This window comes from uncultured Microbulbifer sp., assembly GCF_913055755.1.
Classification (GTDB): Bacteria; Pseudomonadota; Gammaproteobacteria; order Pseudomonadales; family Cellvibrionaceae; genus Microbulbifer.
The window spans coordinates 1-23,288 of record NZ_CAJXKH010000062.1 but is presented as its reverse complement, the minus strand read 5'-3'; the positions used below and the strand labels follow the sequence as shown (position 1 = coordinate 23,288).

The 23,288-nt window shown below is 55.7% G+C and carries 20 protein-coding genes and 1 pseudogene; 14 read left to right on the top strand and 7 right to left on the bottom strand.

Translation table 11 applies throughout. From position 1 onward, the window contains the following. Nucleotides 1-5: 5 nt before the first annotated feature. Nucleotides 6-1,478 (top strand): annotated as a pseudogene (locus QZ511_RS11410) (DNA polymerase II). Nucleotides 1,479-1,641: 163 nt separating this feature from the next. Next, nucleotides 1,642-4,026: an arylsulfatase gene (locus tag QZ511_RS11405; protein WP_295802463.1), complete on the top strand. Its 2,385-nt coding sequence runs from the start codon at nucleotides 1,642-1,644 to the stop codon at nucleotides 4,024-4,026. Nucleotides 4,027-4,186: 160 nt separating this feature from the next. Here QZ511_RS11405 and QZ511_RS11400 read toward each other — a convergent pair whose 3' ends face one another. Continuing rightward, nucleotides 4,187-5,419, bottom strand: a complete 1,233-nt coding sequence (locus QZ511_RS11400) for an NADH:flavin oxidoreductase/NADH oxidase family protein (protein ID WP_295802461.1) — start codon at nucleotides 5,417-5,419, stop codon at nucleotides 4,187-4,189. 100 nt (nucleotides 5,420-5,519) lie between these two features. Between QZ511_RS11400 and QZ511_RS11395 the strand changes: the two genes are divergently transcribed. Then, the gene (locus tag QZ511_RS11395) at nucleotides 5,520-6,701 is read left to right on the top strand and encodes a hypothetical protein (protein WP_295802460.1); all 1,182 of its coding nucleotides are present in this window, start codon (nucleotides 5,520-5,522) and stop codon (nucleotides 6,699-6,701) included. Nucleotides 6,702-6,751: 50 nt separating this feature from the next. On the opposite strand, the gene QZ511_RS11390 is transcribed toward QZ511_RS11395, so the two are convergent. The 3 genes from QZ511_RS11390 to QZ511_RS11380 form a co-directional block, all read right to left on the bottom strand. Then, nucleotides 6,752-7,582 carry an alpha/beta hydrolase gene (locus QZ511_RS11390; RefSeq protein ID WP_295802459.1) on the bottom strand — a complete coding sequence of 277 codons (831 nt, stop codon included), beginning with the start codon at nucleotides 7,580-7,582 and terminating at the stop codon, nucleotides 6,752-6,754. Nucleotides 7,583-7,746: 164 nt separating this feature from the next. Further along, nucleotides 7,747-8,688 carry an NAD-dependent epimerase/dehydratase family protein gene (locus QZ511_RS11385; protein ID WP_295802457.1) on the bottom strand — a complete coding sequence of 314 codons (942 nt, stop codon included), beginning with the start codon at nucleotides 8,686-8,688 and terminating at the stop codon, nucleotides 7,747-7,749. Further along, nucleotides 8,689-9,108 (bottom strand): MerR family transcriptional regulator, encoded by a 420-nt coding sequence (locus QZ511_RS11380; protein ID WP_295802455.1) that lies wholly within the window; start codon nucleotides 9,106-9,108, stop codon nucleotides 8,689-8,691. It abuts the gene before it with no gap. A 295-nt stretch (nucleotides 9,109-9,403) separates the two neighbouring features. On the opposite strand from QZ511_RS11380, the gene QZ511_RS11375 reads away from it, so the two are divergent. The 3 genes from QZ511_RS11375 to QZ511_RS11365 all read left to right on the top strand — a co-directional run bounded on the left by QZ511_RS11375 (nucleotide 9,404) and on the right by QZ511_RS11365 (nucleotide 11,406). Then, complete coding sequence (locus QZ511_RS11375; protein WP_295802452.1) at nucleotides 9,404-9,886, top strand: GNAT family N-acetyltransferase; 483 nt, start codon at nucleotides 9,404-9,406, stop codon at nucleotides 9,884-9,886. Nucleotides 9,887-9,970: 84 nt separating this feature from the next. Then, nucleotides 9,971-10,405 (top strand): GFA family protein, encoded by a 435-nt coding sequence (locus tag QZ511_RS11370; RefSeq protein ID WP_295802451.1) that lies wholly within the window; start codon nucleotides 9,971-9,973, stop codon nucleotides 10,403-10,405. 77 nt (nucleotides 10,406-10,482) lie between these two features. Beyond that, nucleotides 10,483-11,406 (top strand): M14 family metallocarboxypeptidase, encoded by a 924-nt coding sequence (locus QZ511_RS11365; protein WP_295802449.1) that lies wholly within the window; start codon nucleotides 10,483-10,485, stop codon nucleotides 11,404-11,406. A 4-nt stretch (nucleotides 11,407-11,410) separates the two neighbouring features. On the opposite strand, the gene QZ511_RS11360 is transcribed toward QZ511_RS11365, so the two are convergent. Beyond that, nucleotides 11,411-11,845: an OsmC family protein gene (locus tag QZ511_RS11360; RefSeq protein WP_295802448.1), complete on the bottom strand. Its 435-nt coding sequence runs from the start codon at nucleotides 11,843-11,845 to the stop codon at nucleotides 11,411-11,413. Between the two features lie 192 nt (nucleotides 11,846-12,037). Between QZ511_RS11360 and prpD the strand changes: the two genes are divergently transcribed. Then, nucleotides 12,038-13,522, top strand: coding sequence for a 2-methylcitrate dehydratase (gene prpD, locus QZ511_RS11355; protein ID WP_295802446.1), 1,485 nt, complete (start codon nucleotides 12,038-12,040; stop codon nucleotides 13,520-13,522). 3 nt (nucleotides 13,523-13,525) lie between these two features. On the opposite strand, the gene QZ511_RS11350 is transcribed toward prpD, so the two are convergent. Beyond that, nucleotides 13,526-13,924, bottom strand: coding sequence for a GNAT family N-acetyltransferase (locus tag QZ511_RS11350; protein WP_295802464.1), 399 nt, complete (start codon nucleotides 13,922-13,924; stop codon nucleotides 13,526-13,528). Between QZ511_RS11350 and QZ511_RS11345 the strand changes: the two genes are divergently transcribed. The 4 genes from QZ511_RS11345 (at nucleotide 13,918) to dbpA (ending at nucleotide 17,549) form a co-directional block, all read left to right on the top strand. Next, nucleotides 13,918-14,553 (top strand): tRNA-uridine aminocarboxypropyltransferase, encoded by a 636-nt coding sequence (locus QZ511_RS11345; protein ID WP_366935651.1) that lies wholly within the window; start codon nucleotides 13,918-13,920, stop codon nucleotides 14,551-14,553. The genes QZ511_RS11350 and QZ511_RS11345 overlap by 7 nt on opposite strands. Before the next feature lie 245 nt (nucleotides 14,554-14,798). Further along, a complete protein-coding gene (locus QZ511_RS11340; protein WP_295802443.1) occupies nucleotides 14,799-15,188 on the top strand; it encodes a septal ring lytic transglycosylase RlpA family protein in 390 nt (129 codons plus the stop codon). 96 nt (nucleotides 15,189-15,284) lie between these two features. Then, entirely contained in the window at nucleotides 15,285-16,004 is a 720-nt protein-coding gene (locus QZ511_RS11335) for an isoprenylcysteine carboxylmethyltransferase family protein (protein ID WP_295802442.1), read from the top strand. Nucleotides 16,005-16,148: 144 nt separating this feature from the next. Continuing rightward, entirely contained in the window at nucleotides 16,149-17,549 is a 1,401-nt protein-coding gene (gene dbpA / locus QZ511_RS11330) for an ATP-dependent RNA helicase DbpA (protein ID WP_295802440.1), read from the top strand. A gap of 144 nt (nucleotides 17,550-17,693) precedes the next feature. Here the strand turns inward: dbpA and QZ511_RS11325 are convergent, their stop codons facing one another. Then, entirely contained in the window at nucleotides 17,694-20,993 is a 3,300-nt protein-coding gene (locus tag QZ511_RS11325; protein WP_295802439.1) for a S8 family serine peptidase, read from the bottom strand. 304 nt (nucleotides 20,994-21,297) lie between these two features. Between QZ511_RS11325 and QZ511_RS11320 the strand changes: the two genes are divergently transcribed. From QZ511_RS11320 to QZ511_RS11310, 3 genes are all read left to right on the top strand, one after another. Next, nucleotides 21,298-21,777, top strand: a complete 480-nt coding sequence (locus tag QZ511_RS11320) for a GNAT family N-acetyltransferase (RefSeq protein WP_295802437.1) — start codon at nucleotides 21,298-21,300, stop codon at nucleotides 21,775-21,777. Between the two features lie 51 nt (nucleotides 21,778-21,828). Further along, entirely contained in the window at nucleotides 21,829-22,515 is a 687-nt protein-coding gene (locus QZ511_RS11315; RefSeq protein WP_295802435.1) for an ABC transporter ATP-binding protein, read from the top strand. Further along, nucleotides 22,491-23,288 (top strand): hypothetical protein (locus QZ511_RS11310; protein ID WP_295802434.1); only part of this gene is annotated, 798 nt, incomplete at its 3' end. The genes QZ511_RS11315 and QZ511_RS11310, both read left to right, overlap by 25 nt.

The following is a 23,288-nucleotide window of genomic DNA, read 5'->3' as shown; positions in this document are numbered from 1 at the left end:
AATTCGTGTCCCAGACGCTGCTGGGCAGGGGCAAGGACACCGAAGATGTGGACAACCGCCTGGCGGCGATTGAACACGACTTTCGCCACAACAAACCCAAGCTCGCCGCCTACAACCTGGAAGACTGCCGCCTGGTCTGGGATATCTACCAGCACACCCGCTTGCTGGATTACCTGCGCCTGCGGGCCCAGCTCACCGGCCTGGAACTCGACCGCAGTGGCGGATCTGTGGCGGCCTTTACCAATCTCTATCTGCCCAGACTACACCGCAGCCACTATGTGGCGCCCAACCTGCCGGCCGACGGCGGCCTGGCCAGCCCCGGCGGCTATGTGATGGACTCCCGGCCCGGCCTGTATGACAACGTGCTGGTGCTGGATTTCAAGAGCCTGTATCCCAGCATTATCCGTACCTTCAAGATAGATCCCATGGGCCTGGTTGAGGGATTGGCGGAGGACGATGCCATTCCCGGCTTTCGCGGTGCACGCTTTTCCCGTGACAAGCATTTCCTGCCGGACATCATCACCAACCTCTGGGCCCAGCGGGATATTGCCAAGCAGGAGGAGGATGCCGCACGCTCCCAGGCGATCAAGATCATCATGAACTCCTTCTACGGGGTACTGGGAAGTGGGGGCTGTCGTTTTTACGACACGCGCCTGGCCAGCTCCATCACCCTGCGCGGTCACGAGATCATGCAGCAGACGGCGCGATGGATCGGTGAAGGGAAGCACCAGGTCATCTAGGGGGATACCGATTCCCCCTTTGTGTGGCTGAGTGGCCACCCCAGCCCCGAGGAGGCCGATGCGATCGGCAAGCGCCTGGCCATCGAGATCAACACGCGCTGGCAGAACAAGCTCAAAGACGAGCTGGTGCTGGAGTGCGAGCTAGAGATTGAGTTCGAAACCCACTACCAGCGCTTCCTGATGCCCACCATTCGCGGCTCCGAGGCCGGCTCCAAGAAACGCTATGCGGGTCTGGTGATGAACGGGGATGAGGAGAAGCTGGTATTCAAGGGTCTGGAAACCGTGCGCAGCGACTGGACGGCCCTGGCCAAGCAGTTCCAGACCCAGCTCTACGGGATGGTGTTTAAGGGTGTTGATCCGTCTGACACTATCCGCGAGACGGTGGAGAAAACCCGGGCAGGGGAGATGGACGAGCAGCTGGTGTATCGCAAGCGACTCAGGCGCAAGCTGGAGCAATACGTAAAAAACGTGCCACCCCACGTGCGGGCGGCGCGACTGGCCGATGGACACCGTCGCCAGCAGGGGCTGGCACCCCGCTACCAGAACAAGGGCTGGATTCGCTATGTGATCACCCTCAACGGCCCGGAGCCCGTTGATCACCGCCAGTCACCGATTGATTACCAGCACTATATCGACCGGCAGCTCAAGCCGGTCGCGGATGCCATATTGCCGTTCATCGACCTGGATTTTGACTCTCTCATAGATGGCCAGCTGGGTCTGTTTGGCGTGACCGATTGAGCACTGGCATGAAATGCGTCTTGTGGGCTGTCGTGGCGTACAACTTGTCCCGTGAGCATGGAAAAGCACGATAGGCACAAAATATGACATTGCTCCCCGAGTGATGGCCTATTTTCAACAGTACGTGTACATGTGTTTTTTCATTAGAAATGGGTCCTATGCGATGAATTTCATCAAGAAGGCAATGTTCCTGACCGGGATGTTTGCGCTGATTGCCACGCACTGTTTGGCGGATAGTAAGGTTGACCGCACCCAATTGCCGATCCCTGATGTGGAGCCGAAAGGGTACACAGAGCTGGATGTCAGAAATGTTGAACGTCCCGAACCTTATAAGGCGATACAGGCACCGGAAGGTGCGCCCAACGTACTAGTGTTCTTATTAGATGATGTCGGTTTTAGCCAGTCCTCTTTGTTTGGTGGTTTGGTTGAAATGCCAACCCTTGACGCCATTGCCGAGCAGGGTCTGGTTTACAACCGATTTCACACAACAGGTGTGTGTTCTGCTACGCGCACGGCCCTGCTAACGGGTCGAAACCACCATCAAAATAATATGGGATCCATTGCCGAAACAGCCACTGCATTTCCCGGAAACACCGGTGTAAGGCCGAATTACATTGCCGCCCTGCCAAAAATATTACGTTACAACGGCTACAAAACTGCGATGTTTGGGAAAAATCACGAGATCCCACCATGGGAAACTGGCCCTGCGGGGGATCAAACGTTGTGGCCAAGTCAGGTGGGCTTTGAGAAATTTTATGGTTTTTTTGGTGGCGAGACGGATCAATATCAACCGGTTTTGGTTGATGGTGTAACGCGTATCAAAACACCCCGTACCGAAGATTATCACTTCACAACCGATATGACGGATCAAACCATTGAGTGGTTGAATCTGCAGCACAGTTACAATGCAGATAAGCCATTTTTTGTCTATTTCGCACCTGGGGCTGTCCATGCCCCTCATCAGGCGCCAAAGGAGTGGATAGATAAATATAAAGGCAAGTTTGACATGGGGTGGGATGAGCTTCGTAAAGAAGTATTCGCGCGTCAGAAAAAGCTTGGCATCATCCCTGAAGATACCGTCTTGCCACCAATGCCGGACGGTGTCCCTCGTTGGAGTTCATTAACCAGCGATGAAAAGAAAATCTTCGCTCGAGAAATGGAGGTGTTTGCTGGCTATTTGGCACATACCGACCACGAGATTGGCCGTGTCGTCGATAGTCTGAAGAAAACCGGGGAGTTTGATAACACGCTGATCTTCTATGTTGTCGGTGACAATGGCGCCAGTGCCGAAGGTAACCGCAATGGAAGTTTAAACTCTTTAGCCTTTTACAACGGTATAGAAGAGGATCTGCAGTTTATTTCAGAAAATGTAGATAAGCTCGGCAGTGAAGATAGCTTTGGTCATTACGCGAAAGGCTGGGCTATAGCAGGGGATACGCCTTTTGTTTGGATGAAAGGAACGGCATCGGACTTTGGCGGTACGCGCAACGCAATGGCTGTTAGCTGGCCTGACGGTATTAAAAAGGGTAAAGACGTTATTCGCGAGCAATGGACTCATGTCGTGGATATCGCCCCTACGGTGCTTGATGCTGCCAAGTTGCCCGAGCCTAAAGAAGTAGATGGTGTGAAGCAAATACCAATCGCGGGAAAGAGCTTCATGCAGTCGTTTAACCTGCCCGATGCCGAAAGCAGGCACAAAGTGCAATATTTCGAACTTGCAGGCAACCGTGCCATCTACAAGGATGGTTGGCTGGCTCGTGTTATCCACTGGCCGCTTTGGGAAGATACGAAAAAATTTAGTACGCTCCAGGAAGATAAATGGGAACTGTTTGATATAACCAAGGACTTCTCCCTCGCAAACAATGTGGCTGATAAACATCCGGAAAAGCTTAAAGAGATGCAGGAGCTGTTCGCCAAGGAGGCGTTTGATTACCACGTTTATCCGATCGATGACCGCACCCTGGAGCGTATGAATGCGGAGATTGCCGGTCGTCCGGATGCCATGTTTGGCAAGACAACATTGACATTATACTCAGGTGCCACGGGAATACCTGAAAACTCATTCCTTAATATCAAGAACAAGTCATTTGACCTTACCGCGAAAATATCCACAGATAATGTGAAAGATACCAACGGTGTCATTATCGCACAGGGTGGTAACTTCGCGGGCTGGACGCTTTATGTTAAAGATGGCGTCCCAACGTTTGAATACAACTGGTTGGGGTATGAATATACGTCGATTACCAGTAAATCCGCGCTTAAAAAAGGGGATAACGAAATTGTGGTTAAATTTCGTTACGATGAAAATGGCAAAGGTGGTAAGGGCAATAATGTAGGCATGGGTAAAGGTGGTAATGCTTATTTGTACCTGAACGGTGATCTCGTTGCGAAGAGGTTCATTCCCAATACCATTGCCAGCTTATATTCGTTAGATGACGGTGTTGGTGTCGGTGAAGATGAAGGTGGTGCTGTAAGTAAAGCCTATCAGGCGCCGTTCATCTTTAACCAGAAGATAGAAAGCGTGACCACCTCGATTGTAGATCGATAATTGACGGTTGGGTTTTATTACAAAGGCCACTCATTTTATGAGTGGCCTTTGTAAATATTTTCCTTGCCTTCTCAGAGATCTCCACCCCACATAAAATTCCGGCGCGATCCATACGGTGATCAGTGCCGATACGCTGATTGTGTTGATCCGTAGCTCGCCGCTATTGCGATAATTCAACCAAACGACGCCGGTATTTTCGGGCGAGCAATGCATTGCAGACCTGCTCCCGAATTAAAGCCCACAGAGGTGAAACTTTCGAATTCGGGCTTCCATTTACACTGTGCCTGTACAGCTGATATTTGACCACCGCCATATAGGCAAGTGAAGCCAATGGCTTGTTTTTCCATGTGATGGGCGACAGTTCCGGTGCATTGTCTTTTCCCTGCATCCAATCTCCGGGTAAATGCGGGTCGATGGCCAGCGCCGTACCGATACCGACCATGTCTACACCGCTGTCGATAACTTCCTGTGCCACCAGTTGCCGCCGGATGCCGCCCGTGACCATGATAGGCATTTCGGCTACGGACTGTATGTCGCGCGCGAACTCCAGGAAATAGGCTTCTCGCGCGAGAGTGCGATCATCCCGAGAGCGGCCGTGCATGGCGGGTGCCTCGTAGCTTCCGCCCGACAATTCAACGACGTCAACCTGCAAGGCATTGAGCATTTTCACTACTTTCTGCGCATCCTCAGAGCTGAACCCACGCCGTTGAAAGTCAGCAGAATTAAGTTTCACGGCAACCGTAAACCCCCGTGACACCACCGTGCGAACGCCTCGGACGATATCCAGGAGTAAACGGGCCCGGTTTTCCAGGGAACCACCCCACTTATCCGTTCTCTTATTGGTCAGGGGCGAAAGGAACTGGCTCAACAGATAACCATGGGCCGCATGAATCTGGACGCCGCTAAAACCGGCCAGCTCTGCGAGCCGCGCGGTGCGGATAAAGCGCTGAATCACCTCTTCGATGATTTCCTGTGTCATTTCCTGTGGGGGATTGAAATGCTTTGACAGCTTGCCGAGGTCGACAGGCACCGCGGAGGGCGCCCAGGTCTGTTGCCCAAGGTCACCGGGCATCTGGCGGCCCGGGTGGTTTATTTGCATCCAGAACTGAGCGCCCCGGGAGCGGCCCGTCTGCGCCCAGTGTTTGAATCTGGCCAGCTGCCGCTCGTCTTCCAGTACCACACCGCCTGGGCCTGTCATAGCACGGCGGTCAATCATCACATTGCCGGTAATGAGCAGGCCGGCACCGCCATCGGCCCAAGCCTGGTAAAGCCGCATCAGCTTGTCCGACGGCGCAAAGTTAGTGTCGGCCATGTTTTCTTCCATGGCAGCTTTGGCGATACGGTTAGGAATGGTTGTACCGTTGGGTAGAGTCAGGTTATCGAATAGATTCACAGGGCATCACCTCGTTTGGTTGTGGGCGAACCCTAACCTTTAAGCTAGCTTTAATGTCAACAACTATTGGCCGCTTGACCTTAAAGCCGGATTCAACCTTATGGTTCGCGTGCCGGGCTGCAGGGGAGCATGGTCCCGGGTTGCTTGCGGGCTCGACTATCCGGAGCAAGTGGTCAGTAAGGAGAATGAAGGAATCGCTCAGCTAGAGAGCGGACCTCGCAAAGTGCCGGTGAAAACAGACGGCACTAAATGTGAATCAACCGAGGCAAAGAACATGAAGGTTAGAAATATTGCAGTAGTAACAGCGATATTCCTGAATACCATTGCGACCGCTTCCTGGGCCCAGGAAACAGGCGAGTCCGAGCAGTCAGAGAAAACCATCATCAATGTTGCGGGCCATGAAGTGCCTGTTATGAAAGGCGGGCTCTACGACCGCTATCGGTCTAACCCGCCGCTATCGGTAGTGGCCGCTGAGTCGCCTGAAACGGACTTGAGCTGGTTTAAGACGCTGGAAAAAACCAAGGTCGATATCGGCTTTGAATCTTACTCACCAAATTTCTATTACGAGAACAGTCGGGTGACCGCGATTTATACGGCAGACCTGGACAGGCTGCGGCAGTTGATGCCCGCAGAAGTCTTGGAGCAGGTGCGGCCACTGAAAATATGGCCGGGCAGGGGGCTGATCGCATTGACCGCCTATGCATACCACTATTGCGATAACGACAGTTACAACGAAATTGCGATATCCATCATTACCAACAAGCCTGGAGGGTCGAACCTGGGCCCCATTACCTTGCTGAGCCAGATAAGGGCAAAAAGCTTCTGGGGTTATGTGCTGAAACTTCCAGTAAATACCGAGCTGGCAAGGGTTCGGGGCGTCGTTGGCTATAACCTGCCGAAATGGCTGACGGAAATTAACTATCGTGACGAAGATGAGTCGCTGACCTTTGAAATCACCGATAGCGAGACAGGCAAGGTGGATGTTGTCTTCGGCGGAAAAAAACTTGCCGATGTTTCCACCGATGTTGCCATGGTCACCAATAGCTTTACCAATATAGATCACGAAGGCTCTTTGACCTATGGCTATGCGGTGTCACGTCAGCTTCGCCATGCCTCCAGCACCAGTGACGATGCTGTAACCTTGACGTTAAGCGACGGAAGCTTGTCCAACTATATAAAATCTCTGAATCTGGGTTCACTGGTCAAGTATGAGTACGTACCGAATTTCCAAAGTGCACTCTATGCGCCCAAACCATTGAGCACGCTGCTTGAAAGCGATTGACCTGCAATATAAAGGAGAGCCAGCCACACCTCTGTGTGGCTGGTTTCTGTTCATCCCTGCACAAACGCCAGCAGGTCTGCGTTGATGGTATCGGCATTGACCGTGGGCATACCGTGGGAAAAGCCGGAATAGGTCTTCAGAGTACCGTTTTTCAGCAGCTTGGCTGACAGAGGACCGGAATCTTCATAGGGAACGATCTGGTCATCGTCGCCATGCATCACCAGGACAGGAACGGATATTTTCTTAAGGTCTTCGGTGAAGTCCGTCTGTGAAAAGGCGACGATACCGTCATAGTGTGCCTTGGCGCTGCCCATCATGCCTTGACGCCACCAGTTCCAGATAATGCCTTCCGAGGGTTTTGTATTGGGGCGGTTGTAGCCATAGAAGGGCCCGGCGGGAATATCGTAGTAAAACTGCGAACGGTTCGCGGCAAGTTGCGCCTGCATATCGTCGAAGACGTCTTTGGGTAGGCCGCCGGGATTGCTGTCTGTCTTTAGCATCAGGGGTGGCACGGCGGCAATGATGGCCGCCTTTGAAACGCGATCCTCTCCATGGCGCGCGATGTAGTGCACAACTTCACCGCCGCCGGTGGAGTGGCCGACATGGAATGCATCCTTCAGGTCCAGATGGTCAACAACTGCTGCGACGTCATCCGCATAGTGGTCCATATCGTGTCCATCCCAGACCTGGCCAGACCGCCCGTGGCCGCGGCGGTCATGGGCCACTACCCGAAATCCCTCCCGCAGAAAAAACAGCATCTGCGGATCCCAGTCGTCTGAACTCAGGGGCCATCCGTGGTGAAAAAAGACTACCTGCGCGTCTCTCGGGCCCCAGTCCTTATAGAAAATATCTACGTCGTCTTTTGTTGTGACATATCCCATGTCCCGCTCTCCTTTGCAGGACGACAGGTGAATCACCCGGTTTGTTTCAAGGTGTGGACCCGTCGTCCAGATACACTGATTACCTGGCACTGCCGTTGTCCAGTGTAGGATTAAACCGGGCTTTAAGGTCTAGCTTGCAAGCGGTAAAGGCGGGGAAGGGAGCGTCATTCTGAAGAGCGGGATCGCTCTTCGAAGATTGTGCTCAGGCCCTGCCGTAGAGAGGTGACCTGAAAATCAGGGAACCGTGACTTGAATTTATCCGAGAGGAAAATGTTGTCCGCTTTATAGCGCGGCAGGAGTTCAGCTGCACCCCGAACCGTTTTGTTAAACAATCCAGCCAACCAGAGCTGCCAGTGTTTGAGCACCGTATAGTTTGCCTCGACACCAAAAATATCGGCCGCAAGTTCTATGAATTGCTGATAGGTCAGCCGGTTATCGTCGCAAGGCAGGTGCCAGGTCTGCCCATAGGCGTCGGGAGTTTTGCCGAGCAGCGCCATGGCACGACTGGCATCCGGGGTGTAGATCAGCGTTCGCAACACATCGTCGCGCAGGAACACCTTTGCCGGTTTCCCGGCCAGCAGGTTGTCGATGATGGTTGAGTTGGTGATGCTTTGTGTTTTGCCCGGCCCATAGAATTCCGGTGCCCGGCAGATCACGGCCTGAATGCGATCTTGCGCCATGGCATCAAGCAGCATGGTGGCGATGTCCGCGCGCACCCGGCCCTTCGCGCCATTGGGTTCGAACGGGGCGTCTTCTTTCTGGGGCTTGTCCGTCTGCGGATACATATAGGTGTTATCGAAATACACCAGCTTGGTATTGTGGGCCGCACAGGCGTCGATCACATTGCGCATGATAACGGGCCATTGCTCCACCCATAGCTGGGTGTCCATTGGCAGCCCGGCCGTCAGATAGACGATGTCCGAACCTTCTACCGCTTTTGAGGTCTGCTCGGCATCGAGCAAATCGGCGCTCAGCAATTGATCGGTTTCATTGATCTTTTGCGGCCGACGGCTCACCAGGCGGACATCGCTGGTGAAGTCGCGCTTTAAGTGCAGGGCCAGCTCACGCCCGATTTGCCCGCTTGCGCCCAGTATGGTTTGCATCATTTATTGCTCCTTAGTCCGCATAAGTCCAAACCGTGATAGAACCCGCCGTGCATTGGTTGCACAGTCCATGTCTTCTGGCTTGGCCTCTATTTCTCCGAGTACTTCGAGGAGCTGCGCCTTACTTTGGGCGAGCTTTTCCTGAATATTCTCTATGTCATGCACTTTCTGATGGAGGGCATCAACCAGCGAAGCGTGGTCCCACTCCGCCAAATCTGTAGGCAGCAACGTCCGAAGCTCGTCGAGGCTGAAGCCTGCCGTCTGGGCGGTTGTAATCAGTTCCAATGCGGTGACCGCCTCGGGCGGGTAACTGCGGTAGCCGTTAGGCAGGCGCTCAACCTGCGTTAACAGGCCAATCCGTTCATAGAAACGGATTCGAGAGGGCGCAAGCCCGGTGCGTTTTGCCAATTCACCGATGTTCATGTCAATTTGGCTCTCAATCAGTACGAGGTTGACTATAACCTTGAAGTTAAGTTTAAGGTCAACCGCCTTCTATCCAATCGGCGCCGCCGGCCGCTCGACCCGGTGGCTGATGCCGTATTGCCCTTCGTAGATCTCGATTTTGACAGCCTGGTGGATGGCCAGCTGGGGCTGTTCGGAGTGGCCGATTGAGTGAGAGAATGGGGTAAGAGCACAATATTGATGCCCTGTGCCGCTGTTGAATAGGGTGTCTACTTTTTGTGGGTAAAGCCAATTCAAAAAAAGGTCGAGATGACAAATGGCAAAAATAGAAATAAGAGATGCAACAATAGATGATGCCGGGATCATTTTAAATTTTGTTCGTGAGCTCGCCATCTATGAAAAAGCAGAAAGAGAAGTCGTTGCGACCGAAGAGGATATAAGGAAAACCATTTTCGGACCCGGCTCAAGCACCTACGCGTTGATATGTTACCTCGATGCTACTCCAATAGGCTTTGCGGTCTATTTCTACAATTATTCTACCTGGTTGGGTAAGAATGGCCTTTTCCTTGAGGATTTGTATGTTTCACCCAATCACCGAGGCATTGGCGCGGGGAAAAGGTTGTTGAAACATTTAGCCAAATTGGCCGTGGAAAATAACTGCGGCAGGTTTGAGTGGAACGTACTGGACTGGAATGAGCCGGCGATCAATTTCTACAAGTCGATAGGCGCCAAGCCTCAAAGTGAATGGGTGGGGTATCGCCTGACCGGTGACGCTCTTACCAATTTTGCTAACGAGTGAGGCCAAATAATTTCCGGTGGAGCGGTTGGGTAGCTCGAATTTGTTCTAGCATTGTGGCTTGGTGATTAACGTAAAGGGTGCATCATGAGCAATGACAAGACGTACAAGGGAAGCTGCTTTTGTGGCGCGGTGCAATTGACCGTCGAAGGCGAGCCAGCCGCCATGGGCTATTGCCATTGCGAGTCGTGTCGGCACTGGTCTGCGGGCCCCGTAAATGCGTTCATCCTGTGGAAGCCAGAGGCGGTGAAGATCACCCAGGGCGCAGATAACATCGGGACATACAACAAGTCCCCCCAGAGTTATCGCAAATGGTGCAAAACCTGCGGGGGCCACATTTTGAGTGAACACCCGACAATGGGGCTGACGGATGTTTATGCGGCAGTAATACCGACCTTTCCCTATAAACCTGGCGTGCATGTGAACTATCAGGAAGCCGTATTGCGCATCCACGACGGGCTGCCGAAATTGAAGGATTTCCCGGCAGAAATGGGTGGCTCAGGGGAAAGCCTCCCAGAATAGCGCTGGCGGGCTCTGGCAAATTTCGCTCCCGGTGTAGAATGCCCGCCTGCCTCGCTTATCACCGGAGTACAAACGCTATGAACACCGCCCCCGCATTCTACCCAATCGGTACCCCCGGCACGCCCTGGGGCGACGCGGAACGCAACCAGTGGCTGTCGCACCAGACCCGTCATCGCAGCTACGAGTCTGAGGTATTAAGCAAGATTGAGGGCCTGGGCTCGCGCTTCGACGTGGAGGAGTACGGGCGCCTGGAGTACGGCGACGAAAGTTTTCCGCTGCTCGCGATTCGCAGCCAAGACTGGAACGATGAGTTACCGGTTGTGCTGGTGACGGGTGGGGTGCACGGCTATGAAACCAGCGGCGTGCATGGCGCGCTGCAGTTCGTCGATCAACATGCCGCGGGTTATGCCGGCCGTGTCAACCTGTTGGTGGCACCCTGCGTGAGCCCCTGGGGTTACGAGCGCATCCATCGCTGGAACCCGAATGCCATCGACCCGAACCGTTCGTTTTACGAAGACAGCCCGGCAGGGGAGTCGGCGGCGCTGATGCGGCTGGTGGCGCCCGTACGCGATCGTGTACTGATGCATATCGACCTGCACGAGACCACCGATACCGATGAAACCGAGTTCCGCCCCGCACTGGCCGCCCGCGATGGCAAGCCATTCACGCCCGGCGGGATCCCCGATGGCTTCTATCTGGTGGACGACAGCGAGAACCCGCAGCCCGAGTTCCAGCAGGCAGTGATTGCAGCGGTAGAAAAGGTGACCCATATCGCACCGGCGGACGACAACGGCGAGATCATCGGTTCACCGGTGGTGGCGTCGGGCGTGATCGAATACCCGCTCAAGCAGCTGGGGTTGTGTGCCAGCGTCACCAATGCTAAGTACAAGACCACCACCGAGGTCTACCCCGACAGCCCCCGCGCAACCCCCGAGCAATGCAATGGCGCGCAGGCGGTCGCGGTGTGTGCCGCGATCGACTACGCGCTGGCGCACCGGTAAGAATTTAGGAAACCGTGACCTCTGCATTTAACGTCACGGTGGACTTGAGGGAATTTGTCACCAGGCAGCTCGCCTCGGACTTTTCCAGTAGCTTGCGGGCCTTGTCCGTATCGGTGCCCTCGGGCACCTGCAGCTTGGCATTGATGGTAAAAGCGGTGAAGCAGGTTGTGCGCTCAACCTTGTCCAGGATGCCGGTGGCGCTGCACTCCAGTGATGTCCACTCAAGTTTTGAGAATTTGGCGATAGCGCGGAAGGTGAGGATAAAGCAGTCCGCCACAGAGGCCACCAACAGGTCTTCCGGTGACCAGCGGTCGCCGGGGCCGTCGAACTGGGCGGGGGCCGCTGAGGCGAGGGGTTCGATGCCTTCAGCGGTCAGGGTAATTTCACCTTCACTTGCCGCATTCGCGGCGACCTTGTATTCGTGGGGAAATGCGTCCACGTAACCTCCAACAATCAAATTTCTAAGTTAAGCAGAGCAGACTCCAGGTCTCCCCGCCACAGTTGCCGGCGCTACATGCCACGATCTATTTAGTCGGGACCATCTGTGCGCCATTTCAGGTGTGGGGCCGGGCTACCGGCACCCATGGCTATCCTTCTATCTGCAATTGGCAGTGATCGAAGGAAAACGCACATGCACGATACCGTCGCCAAAAACATCCGTCCTGATTACGATCAAGTTATCCAGGATATTGCCGACTATGTGCTGGATTACCCCATCACCTCCGCAGAGGCCTTTGATACCGCCCGCAGCTGCCTGATGGATACCCTCGGCTGTGGCCTGCTGGCACTGCGTTTTCCGGAATGCACCAAGCACCTGGGGCCGATTGTCAGCGGGACTCTGGTGCCGAATGGTGCCCGTGTGCCGGGCACGGACCTGCGCCTCGACCCGATCAAGGCCGCGTGGGATATCGGCTGCTGTATCCGCTGGCTGGATTACAACGACACCTGGCTGGCCGCAGAGTGGGGCCACCCCTCGGACAATCTCGGTGCGATTCTGGCGGTGACCGACTATCTGTCGCAGAAGCACCTCGCACAGGGGGGAGCACCCTTTACCATGCGCCAGGTGCTGGATGCGATGATCCGCGCTCATGAAATCCAGGGCGTGCTGGCACTGCAGAACAGCTTCAACCGGGTAGGGCTGGACCATGTGTTGCTGGTGCGGGTGGCCTCGGCGGCGGTGGCGACCATGCTGAAGGGAGGCAACCGCGAGCAGGTGATGGCGGCACTGTCTCAGGCCTGGGTGGACGGCGGCGCGCTGCGCACCTACCGCCACGCCCCCAATGCCGGTTCGCGCAAATCCTGGGCTGCCGGCGATGCCACAAGCCGCGGTGTGCGCCTGGCGGATATCACCATGCGCGGTGAGATGGGTATCCCCGGTGCGCTTACCGCCGGGCAGTGGGGCTTCTACGATGTGCTGTTCAGCAAGACTGCAGCGGACCAGCAGCTGAAGCCGGAGGCCGAGCGCCAGTTCAGCTTTCCCCAGGGCTACGGCAGCTACGTGATGGAAAACATCCTGTTCAAGCTCTTGTTCCCCGCCGAATTCCACGCCCAGACCGCCTGCGAGGCCGCGGTAACCCTGCACCGCCTGGTGAAAGATCGCATCAATGAGATCGAGCGCATCGTCATCACCACCCACGAATCCGCCATCCGCATCATTTCCAAATCGGGCCCGCTGGCGAACCCCGCAGACCGCGACCACTGCCTGCAGTACATGACCGCGGTGCCTCTGATTTTCGGCAACCTGCAGGCAGAGCACTATGAAGACAGCTTCCACCAGGCCCACCCGGAGATCGATCGGCTGCGGGGTAAGATGGAAGTGGTGGATGAGCCCCGCTACTCAGCGGACTATCTGGATCCGGCCAAGCGCTCTATTGCCAATGCGGTACAGGTTTTCTTTTCCGACGGCAACGCCACGGAGAAGGTGGAAGTGGAATACCCGGTAGGGCACCGGCGCCGCCGGGACGAGGGCATACCGCTGTTGGAAGAAAAGTTCCGGGCCAACCTGGCAACCCGGTTCCCGCCAGGGCGCTGCAAGGAGATCTTCGCCTTGTGCAAGGACCAGAAAGTGCTGGAAGCAACGCCGGTCAATGCATTTATGGATCTGTTCGTGATCTAGGATCTAGCTGCCAGCATCAGGCCGATAGTGCATTACCACAATATCCCGCCCTTGTTTTTCGTAGGTATGGAACCGATCAACGATAGCGGAAGGCTGCCCCTCGGGCGGCACCTCTACATATCCCAACGAACTGTAAAACGGCACCAGGTGCCGGTAGGGGAAGGTATAAGTAGAGTCGTTATATTTCTCCGCCATATTCTTTAGTAACAGTCGCGCCACACCGCGACCCCGCCAGTCCGGCGCCACAGCAACCCCCGCCAATAGCTGGCTGTCCGTCAGCTGCCGCAGGCAACCGCAGGCAATAATGGTATTCTGAACGTCCCTGACCACGGCGCAGGGATCATGCCGTTTCGCCTTTCCGCGAAACTTGTGTGCACGGTAGAATTTGTTGGCCAATGGCATCTCTGCGTCAGAGAGCCACTGTACCGAAAGATCATCAATCACCATCTTCTATGCCACGCCAAATCTGCCCAACCTGCCAACGTCCACTCAAAGTCTGCTACTGCAGCGCACTGGTGCATATCGCCAACCGCATCAAGGTGCTGATCATACAGCACCCCCTGGAGGAGAAGCATCCGTTCAATACCGGGCGCATGGCGCGTCTGTGCCTGGAGAATAGTGAATTGATCGTGGCTGAGAACCTGTCGGATGAGAAGCTGGCGCAGCTGCTGAAACCCGGGTCTGCGTTGCTCTATCCTTCCCTGGGTTGGTTGCCGGAAGTGGAGCAGGTGGCCCCCGGAACCCCGCAGGCCGAGGCACTGGAGCAGCTGGTAGTGATTGATGCTACATGGCGCAAGTCCAAGAAGATGTTGCATTTGCATCCGGCGTTACAGCAGTTGCCGCGGGTCAGCTTTGAGGGGGCGCTGAGTTCCAACTACCAGATCCGGCATTCCTCGCTGGAGAACAGTCTGTCGACGATTGAGAGTGTTGCGATGGCAATGGCACAGCTTGAGCCTGAACGGGATTTCAAGACCATGCTGGCACCCTTTGAATACATGGTGGCCTTGCAAAAAGCCAATTTACGCCAGTAAACGGCGCAGGATCATACGCGTATCCCAGGCACCTAACCCGCGATGTAACTCGGGCACGGGGATTTGGCTGATATTGTCTTTGGAATGATCTTGGCCATGTGACTGGCTTCGCCGTAGCGGGGTAATTTGGTCTGTTATATTTATGGCTCTAGCAACCGCAAAGCCTAGCGACAGACCAGTTCCGATCAGGCTGACCAAGCACTGAAAAGGCGCTGCGCTATCGGCAAAGAATACAGGCGCATATTATGCTGGCCGCTTCAGGAAATATATTGCCAATTGTATTTTTCAGCATGATAGCCGCGTGTTCAAACGCCCAGCCGGTAGGTAGAGGAAGCTGGGGCGGTTTCACGGAAACCGGGCAAGCATCATTTTATGCGGATATGCTGCAGAACAGAAAAACCGCCAGTGGAGCACTTTATAAGCACGAGCTTCATACAGCTGCACATAAAAAAATACCGTTTGGTTCAACGGTAAAAGTAACAAACATAATGAATGGAAAAAGTGTCGTTGTGAAAATCAATGACCGTGGCCCATTTGTCGAGGGGCGGATAATTGACCTTTCAAAGTCCGCGTTCAGTCGTATTGCCAGTGCTTCGCTGGGCCTCGCCAAAGTGAAAATTGAAGTGCTGAAGTAATATACATGGCGAACCCCTCGATCTGGTGACGCTAAATGCCAGGGCTTAATTGCAACGTTAGCTAGACAATCAAGTCCCTTTTTATCCGGAAGTGACATGCGTGGAGAGGCCCCAAATAAAGATGTACATAAAACCGTAGCCCCACGGCAGTGGATCAGAATAGTTGTTGTTTATCTCCTGATCCCGCTGATTTTGTTTATATGCGGTGGGGATTTGGGTTGGTGGCAGGCGTGGCTATATTCCGCACTGATCCTGATTGCGGGTGTCGGCGGCCGCATATGGGCGGAACAGCGGCACCCTGGGCTCATGTCCGAAAGACAAAATATTGAAAATTTCCAAAATGCAAAAACCTGGGACAAAGTACTTGCACCATTGATGGCGCTAAGTATCGGGTTTCCTATGGTTGTCGTGGCTGGGCTCGACCACCGCTATAGCTGGTCTTTTGCGTTTCCGCTCTGGCTCGTCCTGTTGGGCTTTAGTTGTATCTCGCTTGGATACGCTTACGCGGTTTGGGCATTGGTGGAGAACCGCTTTTTCTACAGCGTGGTGCAGATTCGGCTCGATCGCGGGCAGGTCGTGTGTGACAGCGGCCCTTACCGGTTTGTGCGGCATCCCGGATATGCGGGAAATATTCTTGCACTATTCGGTATTGTGCTTGCCCTGGGATCGGTTTGGTCGCTGATTCCTGCAGCGGTGGCTTTAGTCATCGCTGTGATTAGAACCGCGCTTGAAGATCAGGCTTTACAGGGGGAGTTGCCGGGCTATCGAGACTATGCACGACGCGTGCGCTATCGGTTGATTCCAGGGATATACTGAGAACTGGGTGGTGGAAGCCTTAGTACTGCGGTACATGTGCCAAGTGTTTTCCCGCGTGGGCTGATATGTCAGAGGCGATTTCGATGGGAAATCGACCTGTGCTTGCCTACAATACGCGGCTATTTCTCCAATCGAGCCCCTGTTGTGACTACCCCTGAGACCCATCCCCGCGATTTCCAGTCCCTGCCATTGCAAAAGCCCCTGCTGAAGAACCTGGAAGACCTGGGCTACATGCGCCTGACGGAAATTCAGGCCGCGGCGCTGCCGGCGATTGTGGCCGGCAAGGATGTGATCGGTCAGGCCAAGACCGGCTCGGGCAAGACGGTGGCGTTTGGTCTCGGCCTGCTGCACAAGCTGCGTGTGGAGCGCTTCCGGGTTCAGTCGCTGGTGCTGTGTCCTACCCGGGAGCTGGCGGACCAGGTGGCGCGGGAGCTGCGCAAGCTGGCGCGGGCCATTCACAACATCAAGATCCTGACCCTGTGTGGCGGTATGCCGTTCGGGCCGCAGATCGGCTCGCTCAAGCACGGCGCCCATATCGTGGTGGGCACCCCGGGCCGTATTGAAGACCACCTGCGCAAGGGCAACCTTGACCTGAGTGATGTGGATACGCTGGTACTGGACGAAGCCGACCGCATGCTGGATATGGGCTTCCAGGCGGTGCTGGACCAGATCCTCGCGGCGCTGCCCACGCAGCGCCAGACCCTGCTGTTTTCCGCCACTTACCCCAGGACCATCGACGCTCTGGCCACCCGGGTGCTGCGCGATCCGGTGAAGGTGGAGGTGGCTGCGGCGCACACCCAGAGCACCATCGAGCAGAATTACTACCGGGTGGAGAATAACGAGGCGCGCCCCGGGGCGCTGTACCAGTTACTGGCCAATTACGATGCATCCTCCGCGCTGGTGTTCTGCAACACCAAGAAGGAAACGGAAGAAGCCGCCCAGGCCCTGAAGCGCGCCGGTTTCGCCGCGCTCGCGCTGCATGGGGATATGGAGCAGAAGGACCGCGACCGCACCCTGGCGCTGTTCGCCAACGGCAGCGCCTCCATCCTGGTGGCGACGGATGTGGCCGCGCGCGGGCTGGATATCGAGGAACTGCCGGTAGTGGTGAACTACCATCTGTCCCGCGACCCGGAAGTGCATGTGCACCGGGTAGGCCGTACCGGGCGGGCAGGGCAGAAGGGCGTGGCGCTGTCGCTGGTGAGCAAGAAGGAGATCTACAAGCTGGAACGGCTGGAAGAGCTGATACAGCAAAAAATTACCCTGCAAGAGGTACCGGATCTGCCGAGGGCGTTCACGCCTACACGACCGGTAATGTCCACCCTGCAGATCGACGGCGGCAAGAAGCAGAAGGTACGCGCCGGCGATGTGGTAGGCGCCCTGACTGGCGAAGGTGGCATCGACGGTAAACAGATCGGCAAGATCCAGCTGTTCGACTTCTCCACCTTTGTTGCGGTAGAGCGCCCGGTTGCGAAAAAGGCCCTGAAAAAACTTGCCGATGGCAAAATCAAGGGCCGCAAGTTCCGCGCGCGCATTGTGGGCGTGTGACTTTTCCGGCGGCAATAAAAAAGCGGCAGCCCCACGGGCTGCCGCTAGCGAACGCCGTCAAATTTAGAACTCAGTTTACGGGCAGACAGAGACCTTTTCCCAGTAGCCGGGGCTGGACTCCAGCAATGTAGAGGTCGCCGCGAATCACAGCGAGCTTGACCCCAGCGCATCGCCCGAGCCCACCGCACACGCGCTGGAAGTGAAAAGCGTTCCACACTCTACCGCGCGCCCCGCATTGATATGTGCGGTATTGGTTGCGGTTTCACAAGCCATCGCAATTTGTGCGGAAAGGACCTGGAGTTCACTCGCATTCCCGGCTTCGTCAATCGCCTGAACCTTGATCTCGTAGCTGCCGGCTTCTGGGGCGATTGCCACACATTCAAACGCTCCAGTACCCGTACAGGTGAAGTCGAGTTCGGAGGTTATCCGTATTTCCGAAATGTCTTCGTCCGGGTCGCTGGTATTACCGAGGACGCGAACTTCATAGCCTGCTACCGCGAGTTCCAGCGTGTCGATCACCGGTGGTTCGGATGCCGGGAACAGCGATGCACTAAAATCGGTAGAGGTGGCTTCATTCCCATTGGCGTCCCGGGCAATGGCGAAAAAGGTATAATCGCCGGGAGTACCGGTCAGAGTAAAGCTCGCGCTGAAGGTGTGATTGTCCGGGTCAAATGCGATTCCATTCTCTGGCTGTAACTTGCCACCTCGGTTGTATTCGACCTCAATCCCTGCAATGTCATCGTCGATATCGAAAAACGTCGCTTCAATGCGTACCTTATTGGGCTCGTAGCGACTCCAGCCAAAGCGACTGCTTCGCGGGGCGTGGTTCCAATGGCTTCGAACTACATTGATTGTACGCTGGAGAATGGGACTGGCGTTGTCGCTGCCATCGATGGCCTGGTAGGTCTTGACGTAGGCGCCTTCTGTGTTGGTGTCGGGATCTCCACTGCGAGTGACCCACGAATAGGGATCGAGGTTGTCATTAACCTGATATCCAGGATCGGCGAAATCGTCGCCTATCTCGATCTCCATGGTGGACGACCCAATGAGTGACAGTGTGGGGGCCTCGGTGTCGGTGACAATCTCTACCCGTTGCTCGGCCACGACGGTGTTGCCGTCGCTGTCGGTAAAGGTTGCAGTGACGAGGTAGTCTCCGTCGCGGGACGGATCGACATTATGGGTGAAGCTCTCCTGCGGCAGGTACTGGAATCCGTCTGCCATGTCGAGAACGTAGGCACTGGGGTTGAATGTCCAATCATCCCGGCGATACGTGCGTATGCGTAGACGTTCGGCGGTTGTAGAGTTGTGCAGAGACTTACCGTTGGGTTTTGCTTCAAATTCTATCGCCGGTTCTTCCGGGCCGAGAATGCCGACCAGGCGAAATGCACTGCTTTGTATTTCGTTGCCAGCACTGTCCGCAACGCTGTAGTAAATAGCCTGGATGCCGAGGGTGTTGGTATCAACCGGTGTATAGGTAACGGAATCGGTAAGGTCGCCATCCAGAATATCCCAGCCTACATAACCCGGATCCTGCCAAGGTTGTCCGGCAGGGTGTAGGAGTGCATCACACCACCAAAAGTTACAGGCAGGGCCCAGCAGCGCAAGCCGTGGAGGCTCATCGTTGGCAACAACGGTGATTTTCTGTACCCACGGTACGGCATTCAGTTTGCCGGAATCTGCTACGGTAAAGCGACGCAGGTAGTGGCCCGCTTCCTGGGTATCCGGAATACCACTGGCACCTACCGCTGCCGAGATATCGCCATCTTGATTGTCTGTGGCCGAGAGCAGTGGCTGAGGTGCGCTACCGCCGACACGCAGGTGCACTTGTTGAGGGTCATCACTCACAAGGGACGGTGGCGTATTGGCGGGCGGGCAATTGTTGGTGGTACTGTAAAAGTCGGGTTCGGAATTAAATAGCACAACTTGCTGGGTCTGGTAGTTAGTCCCGATATATTCGTTACTGCCGCGGGCGCAGAAATTGATGTAGGTGCCTGCGCAATAGTCTGCGCGTCCATTCAGGTAGTGATTCATCGGTGTTGCCGAAAAGTTCGGGCAATCGCCGGAAGGGATATGAGTCAGTGCCCGGTGCAGGTTAAGTCGTCCACCGTTAAGCGTCACACCCGTGAGGTTCGCCACCGGTTCGGCACTTCCGATCAGCACCGCCCGTAATTCCTCGACGCTGACATCCGGAAATTCAGCGGCGACAAGCGCTGCGGCCCCGGTAACAAACGGTGCAGCCATGGAGGTGCCGCTGTAACTGTCATAGCCGCCACCGGGTACCGTGGACAGGATATCCGCCCCGGGTGCCGAGATATCGGCACCGGTTTCACCATGGTTGGAAAAGGAAGCCCGGCGATCACTGCGGGTGTTCGCTGCGACCGAGATTACATTCGGGTGGTCGATGGTTGCAGGGGAGGTTACTTGTAGGGACTTGTCTGAATTCACCCCGTTATTGCCCGCCGCTGCGATAAATAGCATTCCGGCTTTATTTGCATAGTCAATGGCGTCTGCGATGGGGCGATTAAAGATATTTTCTGCTACGGAATCGGTAAAGGTCGCGCCGTAGGAGTTGTTGGATATCCTGGCACCCATGTCGGCGGCGTAGAGGATGCCTTGTACGATATCTGACGTATAGGCCACGTTGGCCTCATCGCCAAATATCTTGATAGCCATCAATTTGGCCTCCCACGCAACGCCGGTAATACCGGTATTGTTATCACCGACTGCACCGATGATGCCGGCAACGTGGGTGCCATGGCTGTTGACGTCCATCGGGTCTGAATCTTTATCTGCGAAGTCATAGCCGTGTACATCATCGACAAACCCATTGCCATCATCGTCGATGTTGTTACCCGGGATTTCCCCGGGATTGGTCCACATGTTTGCAGCGAGATCGGGGTGAGAATAGTCGATGCCGGAATCGATTACCGCAACGACCACGTCTTTGGCGGACGAACGAATAGACCACCCGAGCTCTGCATCGATATCTGAGCCGGCAGCGCCACCATCTTGCCCCTCGTTGCGGAGCCCCCACTGTTCTGGGACCAAATCATTGGGTAGTGACTGAAAGTCAAATTTCCAGTTTGGAGCCACATACTCCACATCGGGGTTGTTCCGGAGTGCATCGAAACTGTCTCCCGCTGCGGTGACACTATCGAACGTGATCAGTTGCCAGGGAGACAGTTGCTGGCTGAAGGATTGCAGGTATTTGGTAGGGGAATAGAGCACCTGCATTGATGTGAATGAATAGGGTTGTAGTAGCTGGCTCCACAGGATTTTCCCTGAGCCTTCGCGAAATTTTACCAGCAGTTGACGGTTGGCAAGATCTGCCGCGGTGATGGTTGGCAGTGAAGTGGTAGTGGCTTCGGCTTCTGTTGCTGCAAGAATGCGATTGGGTAGAAGCTGCAGCGTGGTTATAAGGCACAACGTGACCCACAATCTCATGTCATACTCCCTTTAAATGACAATTGCTTAGATTGGTGCGCTTCAGAGTTGCTCTATGACCATCTTGCTTCCCTTTAAAGGCACATGAAGTCTCTCACTATCGGCGGCGCCATTATATTGCTGCAGGTTTACGCGTAAATCGTTTTGCTGTGGTACCTTCGTATTACATACCTAAGTTGTAGGCTCGAAGTAATTCTGGTTTTTGAGGGTTCAGTGCGAATTTTTTTGCTCGCACTGGCAGTATTTTTCCCGGTGGCATCTAATCGTCGGGTAATCCCCTTACGTACATTTGAAGTCTTGAACGATGGAAATTCTGAACTTGGCACACAAGCCAGAAATGATCGATATTCTGGCGTCCTGGCATTATTTGGAGTGGGGCAGTCTGTACCCGGATGAGTCCCTGCAGGATTTCAAATCTGAGCTGGGAAAATGCATTGGGCCGGAGAGTGTCCCGGCCACCTTCGTAGCCGTGGAAAACGGCGAGCCGGTGGGGTCCATCAGTGTCCTCGCCCGGGATATGGATATCGATGAACCCTGGGGGCCGTGGCTGGCGAATTTCTATGTTAAGCCGGAGTGCCGCGGTACCGGTATAGGGAATAAATTGATAGAAACATTGCTGGGCTACTGTGTCTCCAGGTCGATTCCACACCTGTATCTATTTACGCCAAGCACGCGCAAGTACTACGAGCGCCTGGGCTGGGACCTGGTGAGGACTGTGGACTATCACGGGCAAGTGGTGGATATCATGCTGCGTGCACTGCCCGCGGAATCGTCACCGGCGTGATTTGTGAGATAAGCTATCAGGCACTACCTGTCAGGCAGCCCGTGGCAAACTATGAACAACTTGCTGATCGACGCCCGCGATCTCAGCCGATCCTACCGCAATGGCCGCGAACAGATTGCGGTGTTGCGCGGATTGTCGCTCGAGCTGCAGCGCGGTGAGGCGGTGGCGGTTATTGGTCCTTCGGGTTCCGGCAAAAGCACGCTGCTGAACCTGCTCAATGGCCTGCTGGGCCCGGACAGTGGTCAGTTGCGGGTATTCGGGCGCGACAGTACCCAGCTGGATGACGACGACTGGGCCGAATTGCGCCGCACCCGTATTGCCACGCTGTTCCAGGACAGCAACCTGATTCCCACGCTTACTGTTGAACGCAATATCGCTTTTCGCGCCGGCCTCGCCGGCCTGCAGCAACACGACGGTGACGCGCTGCTGCAGCGCTTGGGCATTGCCGACACCGCGCAACGTTATCCCGATCAGCTCTCCGGCGGCCAGCGGCAGCGCGCGGCACTGGCCTGTGCCTTTGTGATGCAGCCGGAACTGATCCTCGCCGACGAACCCACCGGCAGCCTTGACTACGACACCGCGCAGCGTGTTGCACCGCTGTTCTTTGACGCCATCCGCGAGCGCGCGCTGGGCGCGCTGATCGTCACCCACAATCCGGAGATGGCCCAGCGCTGCGACCGGATTCTTGAACTGCGGGAAGGAGCCCTGCGTCCATGGGACTCGGCAGTGTCTTCCTGAGCCATTACCGGCGCCATCCCCTGCAGCTGGCGGGCCTGCTGCTCATCCTTATCTGTGCGGCGATGCTGTGGAGCGGCGTCCGCTCCCTGACAGGCTCTGCGGAAAAGGCGGTTGACCGCTCCCGTGCGGCGCTGGAACCGCTGCTGAGTATCGTGCGTGTCGGTGGTCGGCTACTGACCGTGGGGGATTTTGTGCGCCTGCGGCGAGCAGGATTCTGCGCCTCCCCGCGTCTGGAAGTGCGTTTTAACACACCCGAGGCACCGGTCGTCGTCGGTATCGATCCGTTCAGTGCCGCTTGTCTGCGCCAGTATCGCGAACAACGCGGCGCGGAAGATCCGGGCGCAGAGGCGATCGCCGACCTGATAACAGGCTTCGATCATCCAACCCTGCTCGGCAGTGCCGGGGATCTGGTGCGCTGGCGGGATCTGTCGCCGCCGGGTACCGGCAAGTATCGTTTGATCGAAGCCGATGGATTGCCGGCAGGGGAGCTGCTTGCGGATATCTCTATTGCCGCCGAACTGGCATCTTCGGGGCGTGGCACGCTCGCGATCCTGATGCCGTCGACGGAAGTGGAAAAGATCCCATTGCCAGCGGGCTACCGTGGCGAGATCCAGGACTACGGCGTGGAACCGGATCCGCTGGTGGATGCCTTCCTGTTGAGTCTCAATGCACTGGGCGCGCTGGCGCTGTTGGTGGCGGCCTTGTTGGTGCGCGCGGTGTATCGCTTTGCTCTGGAACAACGCCGCCGCAGCCTGGAGATTATGGTGCGGCTC

Excerpts from the sequence above, each read along its gene's own strand:
- QZ511_RS11375 (WP_295802452.1), top strand. The coding sequence starts at position 9,404 with ATGGCAAAAATAGAAATAAGAGATGCAACAATAGATGATGCCGGGATC.
- QZ511_RS11315 (WP_295802435.1), top strand. The coding sequence starts at position 21,829 with ATGAACAACTTGCTGATCGACGCCCGCGATCTCAGCCGATCCTACCGC.
- QZ511_RS11320 (WP_295802437.1), top strand. The coding sequence starts at position 21,298 with ATGGAAATTCTGAACTTGGCACACAAGCCAGAAATGATCGATATTCTG.
- QZ511_RS11365 (WP_295802449.1), top strand. The coding sequence starts at position 10,483 with ATGAACACCGCCCCCGCATTCTACCCAATCGGTACCCCCGGCACGCCC.
- QZ511_RS11390 (WP_295802459.1), bottom strand. The coding sequence starts at position 7,582 with ATGGGATATGTCACAACAAAAGACGACGTAGATATTTTCTATAAGGAC.
- prpD (WP_295802446.1), top strand. The coding sequence starts at position 12,038 with ATGCACGATACCGTCGCCAAAAACATCCGTCCTGATTACGATCAAGTT.
- QZ511_RS11340 (WP_295802443.1), top strand. The coding sequence starts at position 14,799 with ATGCTGGCCGCTTCAGGAAATATATTGCCAATTGTATTTTTCAGCATG.
- QZ511_RS11385 (WP_295802457.1), bottom strand. The coding sequence starts at position 8,688 with ATGATGCAAACCATACTGGGCGCAAGCGGGCAAATCGGGCGTGAGCTG.
- QZ511_RS11380 (WP_295802455.1), bottom strand. The coding sequence starts at position 9,108 with ATGAACATCGGTGAATTGGCAAAACGCACCGGGCTTGCGCCCTCTCGA.
- QZ511_RS11370 (WP_295802451.1), top strand. The coding sequence starts at position 9,971 with ATGAGCAATGACAAGACGTACAAGGGAAGCTGCTTTTGTGGCGCGGTG.
- QZ511_RS11395 (WP_295802460.1), top strand. The coding sequence starts at position 5,520 with ATGGTTCGCGTGCCGGGCTGCAGGGGAGCATGGTCCCGGGTTGCTTGC.
- QZ511_RS11325 (WP_295802439.1), bottom strand. The coding sequence starts at position 20,993 with ATGAGATTGTGGGTCACGTTGTGCCTTATAACCACGCTGCAGCTTCTA.
- QZ511_RS11350 (WP_295802464.1), bottom strand. The coding sequence starts at position 13,924 with ATGCCATTGGCCAACAAATTCTACCGTGCACACAAGTTTCGCGGAAAG.
- QZ511_RS11335 (WP_295802442.1), top strand. The coding sequence starts at position 15,285 with ATGCGTGGAGAGGCCCCAAATAAAGATGTACATAAAACCGTAGCCCCA.
- QZ511_RS11405 (WP_295802463.1), top strand. The coding sequence starts at position 1,642 with ATGAATTTCATCAAGAAGGCAATGTTCCTGACCGGGATGTTTGCGCTG.
- QZ511_RS11345 (WP_366935651.1), top strand. The coding sequence starts at position 13,918 with ATGGCATCTCTGCGTCAGAGAGCCACTGTACCGAAAGATCATCAATCA.